Annotated in this window: 9 protein-coding genes and 2 pseudogenes; 6 read left to right on the top strand and 5 right to left on the bottom strand. The window is 70.3% G+C overall.

What is annotated here, in order from left to right; translation table 11 throughout:
* Positions 1 to 30: 30 nt before the first annotated feature.
* The gene (locus tag G6N20_RS09495; protein ID WP_083047489.1) at positions 31 to 447 is read left to right on the top strand and encodes a hypothetical protein; all 417 of its coding nucleotides are present in this window, start codon (positions 31 to 33) and stop codon (positions 445 to 447) included.
* A gap of 282 nt (positions 448 to 729) precedes the next feature.
* On the opposite strand, the pseudogene G6N20_RS09490 reads toward G6N20_RS09495, so the two are convergent.
* From G6N20_RS09490 to G6N20_RS09475, 4 genes and pseudogenes are all read right to left on the bottom strand, one after another.
* A pseudogene (locus tag G6N20_RS09490) lies at positions 730 to 1,554 on the bottom strand (DUF222 domain-containing protein); the annotation flags it as partial.
* Between the two features lie 131 nt (positions 1,555 to 1,685).
* Positions 1,686 to 2,564, bottom strand: a complete 879-nt coding sequence (gene ypfJ / locus G6N20_RS09485; RefSeq protein WP_083047487.1) for a KPN_02809 family neutral zinc metallopeptidase — start codon at positions 2,562 to 2,564, stop codon at positions 1,686 to 1,688.
* 9 nt (positions 2,565 to 2,573) lie between these two features.
* The gene (ypfJ, locus tag G6N20_RS09480; RefSeq protein ID WP_083047485.1) at positions 2,574 to 3,449 is read right to left on the bottom strand and encodes a KPN_02809 family neutral zinc metallopeptidase; all 876 of its coding nucleotides are present in this window, start codon (positions 3,447 to 3,449) and stop codon (positions 2,574 to 2,576) included.
* A gap of 37 nt (positions 3,450 to 3,486) precedes the next feature.
* Positions 3,487 to 3,990 carry an SRPBCC family protein gene (locus G6N20_RS09475; RefSeq protein WP_083047483.1) on the bottom strand — a complete coding sequence of 168 codons (504 nt, stop codon included), beginning with the start codon at positions 3,988 to 3,990 and terminating at the stop codon, positions 3,487 to 3,489.
* A gap of 100 nt (positions 3,991 to 4,090) precedes the next feature.
* Between G6N20_RS09475 and aspS the strand changes: the two genes are divergently transcribed.
* Both aspS and G6N20_RS09465 read left to right on the top strand, forming a co-directional pair.
* A complete protein-coding gene (gene aspS, locus G6N20_RS09470) occupies positions 4,091 to 5,863 on the top strand; it encodes an aspartate--tRNA ligase (RefSeq protein WP_083047481.1) in 1,773 nt (590 codons plus the stop codon).
* A gap of 116 nt (positions 5,864 to 5,979) precedes the next feature.
* Positions 5,980 to 7,050 (top strand): FUSC family protein, encoded by a 1,071-nt coding sequence (locus tag G6N20_RS09465; protein ID WP_083047479.1) that lies wholly within the window; start codon positions 5,980 to 5,982, stop codon positions 7,048 to 7,050.
* On the opposite strand, the gene G6N20_RS09460 is transcribed toward G6N20_RS09465, so the two are convergent.
* Positions 7,042 to 7,431: an MmcQ/YjbR family DNA-binding protein gene (locus G6N20_RS09460; protein WP_083047477.1), complete on the bottom strand. Its 390-nt coding sequence runs from the start codon at positions 7,429 to 7,431 to the stop codon at positions 7,042 to 7,044. The two genes, G6N20_RS09465 and G6N20_RS09460, sit on opposite strands and share 9 nt — an antisense overlap.
* Before the next feature lie 115 nt (positions 7,432 to 7,546).
* Here G6N20_RS09460 and G6N20_RS09455 point away from each other — a divergent pair, with 115 nt between their 5' ends.
* The 3 genes and pseudogenes from G6N20_RS09455 (at position 7,547) to G6N20_RS22205 (ending at position 11,976) form a co-directional block, all read left to right on the top strand.
* Positions 7,547 to 8,491, top strand: coding sequence for a transglutaminase family protein (locus G6N20_RS09455; RefSeq protein ID WP_083047475.1), 945 nt, complete (start codon positions 7,547 to 7,549; stop codon positions 8,489 to 8,491).
* A complete protein-coding gene (locus tag G6N20_RS09450) occupies positions 8,484 to 9,536 on the top strand; it encodes a zinc-binding metallopeptidase family protein (protein ID WP_083047473.1) in 1,053 nt (350 codons plus the stop codon). Before G6N20_RS09455 ends, G6N20_RS09450 begins: the two co-directional genes overlap by 8 nt.
* A 139-nt stretch (positions 9,537 to 9,675) precedes the next feature.
* Positions 9,676 to 11,976: pseudogene (locus tag G6N20_RS22205) on the top strand (PE family protein).
* Positions 11,977 to 11,994 lie beyond the last annotated feature (18 nt).

Genomic DNA, 11,994 nt, shown 5'->3' with positions numbered 1-11,994 from the left:
CGCGGTAACGAATCCCCTCGCGTCGTCGATATGAGGAACGTGCGAAAAGTGGCGGCCGGCGTCGTGCTGGCAACGTTTGCGGCCATCGCGGTGGCTACGCCCCCGTTAGCGCATGCGGCTCCAGCCGGACACCAGGTGACCTACACCGTGACGACCACCAGCGATCTGACCGCCAACATCCGCTACATGAACTCGGATCCGCCGAGCCAGGCGGCGTTTGACGCCGACGCGTCGAAGTACATGAACGCCGTGCACGCACCGATCACCGGCGGGGTCCCGCTGGTCTACACGACCACGCTGATCAACCCGAACCAGTGGGCGATCGTCACCGCCAGCGGCGGCCTGCGGGTCAATCCGGAATTCCACTGTGAGATCGCCGTCGACGGGCAGGTGGTGGTGTCGCAGCAGGGCGGCAGTGGCGTGCAGTGCTCGACGCGGCCCTGGTAGCGGGTGGAGGCCGGTCGCAACGGCACCGCGATCGGGCGGTAGCCGTCAACGAGCGCCCACCGGGTCCACGTCGCGGGGCGCAGTGTGGTGGTAGCACACGTGATCAGCGCTGCGGTGACTGATCCGGCGAGCACCCCAGCGCCTCAGCCGGGTGCCCTTTCCACCTCAGAACGGCGGGGTTCGTTGTCGGGTTGGGGTGGGTCGGGTGAGGTGTGGCTGGGGCCTTGGGTTGGTGGGGTGCTGCGGGCAACCATGCGCGCAGCGTGGTTGTGGCGGCGTTCGGTGGCGATGCACCGGTGTTGCCGCCGGCCGGCCCCCGGCGGTGCAATCGGGGCGCCCGCAGCGGCAGCCCAGCCGATCGGCCCCGGCGGCCAGCGCCCCCAGCGCATCGGCGCGGCGCTGCTGGCGGCTGCGCGGATCGTGCGCACACACCGTGGCCGCCAGCGCGGTCAACCGCTTGTCCAGCGCCTGCGCATCCGGGGTCAGCAGGCTGCCGTGGATCTCGCAGACGCCCTCGCCGGCATCGCCGATCCAGATCTCCCGATCAACCTGGCGCTCCCTGCGCCGGCGCACCGCATCGGCGTCGGCGCGGGCCACGATCTTGTCGACCTGCCCGGCCAGCCGACCCCGGGTCAGCGACGGCCAGCGCGGCACCGTCACCGCCAGCTCGGCGTCCACCGCCGCCAGCACCTCGCGGTCGGTGATCAAATCGGTGCGATACACCAGCGTGGCAAACATCCGAAAGTCGATCTCCCCGGCCTTGAACAGCTCAGCCACCTTCGGCAACCGCTCACGCATCGCCCGCGCACAACGCAGCCGGCTGGCCGCCAACCCCTGACCGATCCGCAACGCCGCGGCCAGCTCGGCGGCCACCGCCTCCATCGTGTCGATCGCCCAGTCCTCGTTCTGCGAGCAGCGCGCCAACCGGTAGCCGAACAAGTCACCGATCGCGCCCAGCTGCGCGGCCGCCGCCCGGTTCTCCGCCCGCGACGCCGAGCAGATCCGATCCACCAACACCGCCGACTCCGCGGTGGCCGACGGGTAACGCCGCTCAACGAGCTCATCGAAGCGGGCAATCACCTCCGGCGCAGACCCACGATCAACCATCTGTTCGAACACGCATGCGATTATGCCAGGGCGGTCCGACCAGAAACGCCCACAGCCCACCGGCTGCGGATAACCACACGACAAGCCCCGAAAGCATTGGGTGTCAGCCTCGGCCCAGTACCAACGACGGCCTAGAGCTCTGCGGCGGTGAACGTATTGCACTTGTTGGGGTCGCCGCTCTGGTAGCCGATGGTGAACCACTTCTGGCGTTGCGCGGCCGAACCGTGCGTCCAGGACTCGGGATTGGTTCGCCCGCTGGCCTGCTGCTGGATGCGGTCATCGCCGACCGCCGCCGCGGCCGAGAGGGCGTCGTGGATGTCCTTGTCGCTCAACGGCTCCAGGTACGGCACGCCGGTGCTCGCCTGAACGACCGTCGACGCGTAGTGCGCCCAGACGCCCGCGTAGCAATCGGCCTGCAACTCGGTGCGTACCCCGTTGCCCGCAGCACCCTGCGCGCCCTGCTGGCCGCGGCCGAGCACCCCCAGCAGGTTCTGCACGTGGTGGCCGAACTCGTGGGCCACCACGTACTCTTGCGCCAATGGTCCACCGCTGGAACCGAATCGGGTGATCAGCACCCCAAAAAAGTCGGTGTCGAAGTACGCGGTCTTGTCCACCGGGCAGTAGAACGGCCCGATGTCGCTGCTGGCCGGTCCGCATGCGGTGCCCACCTGGCCGGTGAACAGCCGCACATGGGGTCGGGTGTAGCCGGACAACAGCTGCTTCCACACCGCGTCCAGCGAATTGCCGGTGGCCACCACCCGGCACTGCACAAACTTGTTGGCGTCGGCCCCGGTCTTGCACTGGCGCAGGTCGAAACCGGGTGCGACGGCTCCGTTGACGTCCATCGGCAGCTGACTTCGCACCCCGCCGGGATCGATTCCGAGCAGCATCGCGACCATCACCAACAGCAACCCGCCGAGACCGCCGCCGATCGCGATCACTCGACTGCCCGTGCTGCTCGTCGACGACGACGTGCTGGTGTCGATCTGTATGCCCTCGTTGAAGGTCATCGCGGGCCGCTATCCGAGATCGGCGGCATCGAAGGTGTCGCACTGGCTGGGGTTGCCGGTCTGGTAGCCGACGGTGAACCACTTCTGCCGTTGCACGGCCGAACCGTGCGTCCAGGATTCGGGATTGGTTCGCCCGGTCGCCTGCTGCTGGATGCGGTCGTCGCCCACCGCCGCCGCGGCCGAGAGGGCGTCGTGGATGTCCTTGTCGCTCAACGGCTGCAGGTAGGGCACCCCGGTGCTTTCCTGTTTGACGGTGGACGCGTAGTGCGCCCAGATCCCGGCATAACAGTCGGCCTGCAGCTCGGTGCGCACGCCGTTGCCCGCTGCGCCCTGCGCGCCCTGCTGGGCGCGGCCAAGCACCCCCGCCAGGTTCTGCACGTGGTGGCCGTATTCGTGGGCCACCACGTACTCCTGGGCGAATGGTCCACCGCTGGAACCGAATTGGGTGACCAGCACCCCAAAGAAGTCGGTGTCGAAGTATGCCGTCTTGTCCACCGGGCAGTAAAACGGCCCGATGTCGCTGGTGGCCGACCCGCAGCCGGTGCCCACCTGGCCGATGAACAGCCGCACATGTGGCCGGGTGTAGCCGGGCAGCAACTGCTTCCACACCGCGTCCACCGAATTGCCGGTGGCCACCACGCGGCACTGCACGTACTTGTTGGCGTCGGCCCCGGTCTGGCACCGGCTCAGATCGAACCCGGGCGCCGCGACGTCGCTGATGTCCTGCTGGTTGGCGACCTGGCCGGGATCCACGCCGAGGAGCACCGCGACCACCACCAACAGCAGCCCGCCGATGCCGCCGCCCATGGCGATCGTCCGACCGCCACCACCGCCCGAGGACGACGCGGTGCTGGTGTCGATCCGCATACCTTCGTTGAAGGTCATCGCATGCTCCCGAAAACTGGCGCGGCAGGCACCCAGCCTAACGCGGGTCCGCGGCGGCGAACCGGGTGTCGGTGTAACGGCGCAGGTTGGTCAGGAAGCGGCGAAAAACCAGGTTCAACAGCGGCCGAAACACGAACATCCCCAGCCGCGCCGCGCCGGCGGGCTTCTGCGCCATCGTCCAGGTCAGCCGGCAGCCTCCCGGGATGGCCTCGACCCGGTAATCTTCGGCGAACGCGGCGACGGCCCGGGTGGAGCATTCGTTGAAACGAAACGCCATGCGGGTGACCGGTTCCCACACGAGGAACACTTCGTCACCGACGATGCCTCCGCGCATTTCGACGGTGCGGGTGCTGCCGACGCCGAGCGGTGCGGGACTGGTCCAGGTCACCGTGGTGATCACCGTCGCCCACCGCGGCCAGGACTGGGCGTCGGCGAGGACCTCGAACAGCTGCTGGGGCGTGATGGCCAGATCGACGCTATTGCGGAAGCGGTATGGCGCGGTATCGGTGAAGCTCACGTCGACGCGCTCGCAGGGGAACATGGTCCTAACCTAACCGGGGCCGTCGCCGGCCGTGGCCAGCGCCATGCGCCCGGTGATGATGCCGGCCTCTAGACTGGGCAATCGTTTCCGGTGAAGGGGGTTGTTTGTGCTGCGCAGCCACGCCGCAGGTGCGCTACGGGAAAGCGACGCCGGGCAGCAGGTGACGCTGGCCGGCTGGGTGGCGCGCCGCCGCGACCACGGCGGCGTCATCTTCATCGACCTGCGCGACGCCTCCGGCATCGCACAGGTGGTGTTCCGCGCCCCCGACGTGCTGGCACAGGCGCATCGGCTGCGCGCCGAGTTCTGCATCGCCGTGCACGGCGTGGTGGAGATCCGCCCGGAAGGCAACGCTAACCCCGAGATCGCCACCGGCGATATCGAGGTCAACGCCGCCTCGCTGACGGTGCTGGGTGAATGCGCGCCGCTGCCGTTCCAGCTGGACGAGCCCGCGGGCGAGGAGTTGCGGTTGAAGTACCGTTACCTCGACCTGCGCCGCGACGGCCCCGCCGCGGCAATCCGATTGCGTTCCAAGGTAAATGCCGCTGCGCGCGCGGTGCTGGCGCGGCACGACTTCGTCGAGATCGAGACGCCCACGATCACCCGCTCGACGCCGGAAGGGGCGCGCGACTTTCTGGTGCCGGCCCGGCTGCACCCCGGTTCGTTCTACGCCCTGCCGCAGAGCCCGCAGCTGTTCAAGCAGCTGCTGATGGTGGCCGGGATGGAACGCTACTTCCAGATCGCCCGCTGCTACCGCGACGAAGACTTCCGTGCCGACCGTCAGCCGGAATTCACCCAGCTCGACATGGAGCTCAGCTTCGTCGACGCCGACGACGTCATCGCGATCTCCGAGGAGATCCTGACCGAATTGTGGGCGCTGATCGGCTACCGGCTTGCGACGCCGATCCCGCGCATCACCTACGCCGAAGCCATGCGCCGATTCGGCACCGACAAGCCCGACCTGCGGTTCGGGCTGGAACTCGTCGAGTGCACGGAGTTTTTCAGGGACACCACATTTCGCGTTTTCCAGGCGCCGTATGTCGGCGCCGTCGTGATGCCCGGCGGGGCGTCGCAGCCGCGACGCACGCTGGATGGCTGGCAGGAGTGGGCCAAACAGCGCGGACATCGGGGCCTGGCCTACGTGCTCGTCGGCGACGCGTCATCTGGGGGCGCCCTGGCCGGCCCGGTGGCCAAGAACCTCACCGAGACCGAACGCGAGGGCCTTGCCGCCCATGTCGGAGCCAACCCCGGGGACTGCATCTTCTTTTCGGCGGGTCCGGTCAAGTCGTCGCGGGCGCTGCTGGGCGCGGCCCGCATCGAGATCGCCAACCGCCTGGGCCTGATCGACCCGGACGCGTGGTCGTTCGTCTGGGTGGTTGACCCGCCGTTGTTCGAACCCGCCGACGAGGCCGCCGCCGCCGGTGAGGTCGCGGTCGGCTCCGGGGCGTGGACCGCGGTGCATCACCCCTTCACCGCGCCCAAGCCGGAGTGGGAGCACAGCATCGAATCCGATCCGGGCGGCGTGCTGGCCGACGCCTACGACATCGTCTGCAACGGCCACGAGATCGGCGGCGGTTCGATCCGTATCCACCGCCGCGACATCCAGGAACGGGTGTTCGCGGTGATGGGTCTGGACAAGGCCGAGGCCGAAGAGAAGTTCGGATTCCTGTTGGAGGCCTTCATGTTTGGCGCACCGCCACACGGCGGGATCGCGTTCGGCTGGGACCGGACCACCGCGCTGTTGGCCGGGGCCGACTCGATCCGGGAGGTGATCGCCTTCCCCAAGACCGGCGGCGGGGTCGACCCGCTGACCGACGCCCCGGCCCCGATCACCGCCCAGCAGCGCAAGGAATCCGGCATCGACGCCAAGGCCTAAGTATCGCGAGCAGACGCAAAATCCCCCGAAACGCCGTGCGTTCGGGGGATTTTGCGTCTGCTCGCGATGGCAGGCAAGGCCTAGATCGGCGGTCCGCGCTGCGGTAAGCAAGCGCTATGCACACTTCGCTGCTGGGCAGGGCGGCCGCCGGCGGCCTTGCTGTCGCCCAACGCCTGCGCGCCGCGTTGTGGCCGATCACTCAGACCTCGGTCGCCGCCAGCCTCGCCTGGTATCTCACCCATGACGTGCTCGCCCATCCCCAGCCGTTCTTCGCGCCGATCTCCGCGGTGGTGTGCATGTCGGCGACCAATGTTCTGCGGGCACGACGTGCCACCCAGATGATCGTCGGGGTGGCACTGGGGATTGTCCTGGGTGCGGGCGTGCACGCCGTGCTCGGTGCCGGTCCCCTCGCCATGGGTGTGGCGGTGTTGATCTCGCTGAGCGTCGCGGTGCTGATCGCGCGTGGCTTCATCGCGCAGGGCTTGATGTTCGTCAACCAGACCGCCGTCTCGTCGGTGCTGGTCTTGGTGTTCGCTCCGACCGGCGGGGTGGTCGCCGAGCGCTTGTTCGATTCGCTGATTGGCGGCGGCCTGGCCCTGGTGTTCGCCATGCTGCTGTTTCCTGCCGACCCGGTGGGCATGCTGTGCGCGGCGCGCGCCGAGGTGCTGACCGCCCTGCACGACACCTTGGCCGCGGCCGCGACTGCGGTGAATGATCCCGACCGCGCCGGTCCCGACTGGCCGCTGTCCGCCTTCGATCGACTGCACCATCAGCTGAGCGGGCTGATCGAGGCCCGCGCTACGGCCGTCCTGGTGTCCCGCAGAGCGCCCCGCCGATGGGCGGCGCGTGCCGCCATTCGCGACGTCGACCTGCAGTCGGCCCGATTGGGGATGCTGGTCAGCTGCGTGGTGCAGCTGACCCGGGCGATCACCCGGTTGGGCGCCGCGGAGGTTCCGCAATCCGTGCGCGGCGCGCTTGCCGACCTCGCGGCGGGCACGGCGCTGGCCGACGAGGATCCCGCGACGGCGGCCGAGCATGCCGCCGCGGCCCGCCGCCAGGCCGTGGACTTGCAAGCACGGGCCCGCAGCAGATCCGAGGTGGTGCTCGCCGACATCGTGCATGTCTGCGCCGACGACCTGCAACAGGTGATCGAGCGGCCCCACGGTCAGCCCTCGGGCTCACGGTGAGTCCGTGAGGAACTCCTGCGCCAGCTTTTTCGGGGCCTGCGTCAGCCAGGCCTCGGTGATCAGCTCCTCGAGGCCGGGTACCTCGATCGCGGCCAGCTTGACCAGCACCGCGGGATACCCGTCGAAATGCGGGGTGGTGAAATACACCTCCGGCTCGTCGGCGATCAAGGCGAACTTGACACCCTCGTCCGACACCCGCACGGCCAGGATGTCGCCGTCCGGCGGTTCCGACCCGGCCCTGATCAAAGCTTCCCGGTCGGACGGTCGCAGCGGCCGCTCCCACGCCAGCGGTTTCTTGCCGACCCGCCAGTCACGCGGCGACCGCTCGGCGGTAAGGGGCAGCTCAGCGACAATGCGGGCAACGTCGTCCCAGGTGGCCACGTCTTGATTGTGCGCCCGATAGGGTGCGCTTGGTACCGCATTGGCCGTGCCGCAGCGGCGCGGCGGGTGACGGGGCGGCCGTGTGGGCCAGCGTCGAGCAGTCAGGAGTGAGCCGTTGTCGTTGCCGATTGACGACCTGCCCGGTGCCCCGGCCACCAAGCGTTGGCGTGTCACGCACCGCACCGAATACCGCTATTCCGACGTCGTCACCAGCTCGTATGGCCGTGGTTTTCTCACCCCGCGGGACTCGCTGCGCCAGCGGTGTGTCGCGCACCGGCTGATCGTTGAGCCGACCCCCGCCGACAGCTCCACCAGCCGCGACAGTTACGGCAACATCAGCTCCTATTTCCACGTCACCGAGCCGCACCGCATCTTGACGATCACCAGCGACTCCATCGTCGATGTGGCCCCGCCCGGTGACGGGCTCTACACCAGCGGGCCGGCCCTGCAGCGATGGGAGGCCGCCCGGCCGAGCGGGCCGCAGGGGGCGCTGGCGGTCGATTTCACCCTGGACCTGAACCCGCCGGAGATCACCGACGAGGTGCGGGAGTACGCGGCCCCCAGCTTCGTGCCGGAACGCCCGTTGGTGGAGGTGCTGCGCGACCTCGCCGCGCGGATCTACCGCGACTTCTCCTACCGGTCGGGGTCGACCACCGTCTCCACCAGAGTCGCCGAGGTTCTGCGGGCGCGGGAAGGGGTATGCCAAGACTTTGCCAGGCTGGCGATCGCTTGCCTGCGCGCCAACGGTCTGGCGGCCTGTTACGTGTCGGGGTATCTGGCCACCGACCCGCCGCCGGGAAAGGATCGGATGATCGGCATCGACGCCACCCATGCCTGGGCGACGGTGTGGACGCCCCAGCAGCCAGGTCAGTTCGAGTGGCTGGGCCTGGATCCCACCAACGACCAGCTGGTCGACCAGCGCTACATCGCCGTCGGTCGCGGCCGCGACTACGCCGACGTGCCGCCGCTGCGCGGCATCATCTACACCAACTCCGAGCACAGCGTGATCGACGTCGCCGTCGATGTCGTCCCGTTCGAGGGTGACACGCTGCATGCGTGACTTCCACTGCCCCAACTGCGGTCAGCGCTTGACGTTCGAGAACTCCGCGTGCCTGTCGTGCGGCAGCGCCCTGGGGTTCTCGCTTGACCAGATGGCCCTGTTGGTGATCGCCCACGGCGAGGGGGGCGAGCATGCCGGCGCCGTTGCCGCCAGCGACTATCGGTTGTGCGCCAATCTGCATCGCGCCGAATGCAATTGGCTGGTCCCTGTCGATCGGCCCGGCGGCCTGTGTGCGTCGTGCGCGCTGACCGTGGAGCGACCCAACGACGCCGACGGTGTCGGCTTGGCGGTGTTCGCCCGGGCCGAGGCGGCCAAGCGGCGGCTGGTCGCCGAGCTGCACGAGCTGAAACTGCCGGTCGTCGGACGCGACCAGGATCCCAACCGCGGGCTGGCATTCCGGCTGCTGTCTAGTGCGCACGAGGCCGTGACCACCGGGCACGACAACGGCGTCATCACCCTGGATCTGGCCGAGGGCGACGACGTGCACCGCGAGCAGCTGCGGGTCGAGATGGACGAGCCCTACCGGACCCTGCTGGGGCACTTTCGCCACGAGGTCGGGCACTACTACTTCTTCCGGCTGATCTCCGGCTCAGGTGACTACCTGGCGCGGTTCCGTGGGCTGTTCGGCGACCCCGACGCCGATTACCAGCAGGCGCTGGACCGGCATTACCGCGACGGCGTGCCCGAGGGCTGGCGGGAGCGCTTCGTGTCGTCGTATGCGACCATGCACGCCGCCGAGGATTGGGCCGAGACGTTCGCCCACTACCTGCACATCCGCGACACCCTGGACACCTGCGCCTGGTGCGGCCTGGCGCCGGCGTCGGCCACCTTTGATCGGCAGCCGTTGGGCCCCAGCGCTTTTCCCACCATCATCGACATGTGGCTGCCGTTGTCGTGGTCGCTGAACATGGTGAACAGGTCGATGGGCCACGACGACCTGTACCCCTTCGTGCTGCCGCCCGCGGTGTTGGAGAAGATGCGGTTCGTCCACACGGTCATCGACGAGGTGGCTGCCGCCGCGAGCGGGCCCGCGGCACAGTCGTGACAAGTGCGCACAGTAGTTGCTGATAACGCAACATTCTGTTCGAAATCTTCTGCTGGAAGCTGATATTCGGGCTGCATAGCCTTGCCTTGCGGGTGTGGGCGCGCTGATGAGCGGCCGGCCCGAGTGATGGGAGCCGCAGATGTCGTCATTTGTGATCGCTGTGCCGGAGGCGTTGGCGGCAGCGTCGAGCGAGTTGACCGGGATCGGGTCGACGATCAGGGCGGCTAACTCGGCGGCGGCCGCATCGACGACGGAGATACTGGCCGCCGGTAGCGACGAAGTGTCCGCGGCGATCGCACGGTTGTTCGGCAGCTATGCGCGGGACTTTCAGGCGCTCAGCGCGCAGGCGGCGGCGTTTCATGACCAATTCGTGCGGGCTATAGCTGCGAGCGGTGACGCGTATGCGGCCGCCGAAGCCCTGAACGCGTCACCCCTGCAGGTCCTGGAGCAGGACATCCTGAGCCTGATCAATGCGCCCACCAACATGCTGTTTGGGCGCCCGCTGATCGGCAACGGCGCCGACGGCGCGCCGGGGACGGGGCAGCCCGGTGGGGCTGGCGGGATCCTGATTGGCAACGGCGGCAACGGTGGGTCGGGCGCGACCGGCCATGCTGGCGGGGCTGGCGGGTCGGCGGGACTGTGGGGTGCCGGCGGGGCCGGCGGGGCCGGCGGTGCCGGCGTGGCGGGCAAGGCCGGTAATGGCGGGCCGGCGGTGTGCGGCCGGCGGTGGCGATCGGCATGGCGGGCCGGCGGTGGCAGGGGCCGGCGGTGGGCCGGTGCGGGTGTCGCTGGCGTCGCGGGCAAGCGGTGACGGGGCCGGGGGCCGGCGGGCCGGCAGGGCCGGCAGGGCCATGTTAGGGTTCGCTGGGCTGTTGGGTGCTGGCGGTGATGGTGGCGTTGGCGGTGTTGGCGGCGCCGGCGGGACGGGCGGGACCGGCGGCGCTGGTGTGGACGTCAATGCACCGGCTGCGACCGGTGGTACCGGTGGAGTCGGCGGTAGCGCCGGGGTCGGCGGGGCCGGCGGCGCTGGTGCGTGGTTCGGTAGCGCCGGCCACGCGGGTGGCATAGGGACTGGCGGGGTCGGCGGGACCGGCGGTACCGGCGGGGCCGGCGCCACCGGCATAGCCGGCGTTAGCGACCCGACCGCGCCCACCGGGGGCAACCTGGGCGGCATGGGTGGGGCCGGCGGTCAGGGTGGGGCCGGCGGCGTGGGCGGGGCGGCGGGCGGTGGCGGCGGCCGGGCGGACACCGGCGGCGGCGACGGCGCCACGGGCGGTCAGGGCGGTACCGGTGGCAGTGCTGGTGTGGGTGGTTCGGGAACCGACGGTGGTGCGGCGGGCGCCAACGGCACCGGCGGGTCGGCGGCACCGGCGGTAAAGGTGGCCAGGGCGGCACTGGCGCTGCTGGTCTCGACGACCCGACCGCGCCCACTGCGGGTGCCCAGGGCGGCATGGGTGGGGCCGGCGGTCAGGGCGGCTCCGGGGGCGCGGGCATCGGCGGGGTCGGCGGCGGTGCCGGTGGCCAAGGAGGCATGGGCGGTCAGGGCGGTACCGGCGGGGCCGGCGGCGCCAACATCGGCACCGGGACCAGCCCCGGCGGCGGTGCCGCGGGCGGGCAGGGCGGTACCGGTGGCACTGCTGGTAGCGCGGGTGTCGGGACCGACGGCGGCGCCATGGGCATTGGGGGCGTTGGCGGTGTGGGCGGCCAGGGCGGTCAAGGCGGCGCCGGTGGCACCGGCGCCGACGCCACGCAGCCGTTCGACTACGGCTTCAACGGTGGCCCAGGTGGGCAAGGCGGCGCCGGCGGCACCGGGGGCGACGCCGTCGACGGCGGAACCAACGGCAGCGGCGGCCAAGGTGGGCAGGGCGGCACCGGCGGCGCCGGCGGCGCCGGCTATAACGACGACGGCATCAACGGGACCACCCCCGGTGGCTACGGTGGCAATGGCGGTACCGGCGGCGTTGGCGGCGCGATCGGCACCGGCGGTACCGGCGGCACCGCCGGCCAAGGCGGCACCGGCGGCACCGGCGGTGTCGGCGGCCAAGGCGGCAGCACCAATTTCACCGGCGGCAGCGCCGCTGAGGGCGGTGAAGGGGGCGTCGGCGGCAACGGCGGCGACGGTGGGTTCAGCCCCACCGACCCCGGGGTCGGCGGCACCGGCGGCCGAGGCGGCCAGGGCGGCACCGGCGGTTCCAACGCGCTCGGCACGGGTGCCGACGGCGGCCGGGGCGGTGAAGGAGGGGTCGGCGGCAACGGCGGCATCGACCCTGGCGGCGAAGGCGGCACCGGTGGCACCGGCGGGACCGGCGGGACCGGCGGCACGGGCTCTACCGGCGACCCCGGCGCAGAGGGCGACCCGGGCGCCGCAGGGATGGGCCCCTGGGGAAGTGTCGGTGGTTTCGGCGGGGACGGCGGCTCCGGCGGCGCCGGCTCCCCGTAGGTCAAGTCCTCGCAGTCG

This window comes from Mycobacterium shinjukuense (genome assembly GCF_010730055.1).
Classification (GTDB): domain Bacteria; phylum Actinomycetota; class Actinomycetes; order Mycobacteriales; family Mycobacteriaceae; genus Mycobacterium; species Mycobacterium shinjukuense.
Note: the sequence above shows the minus strand (reverse complement) of the source record. Positions and strands in the feature narration are given on the sequence as shown.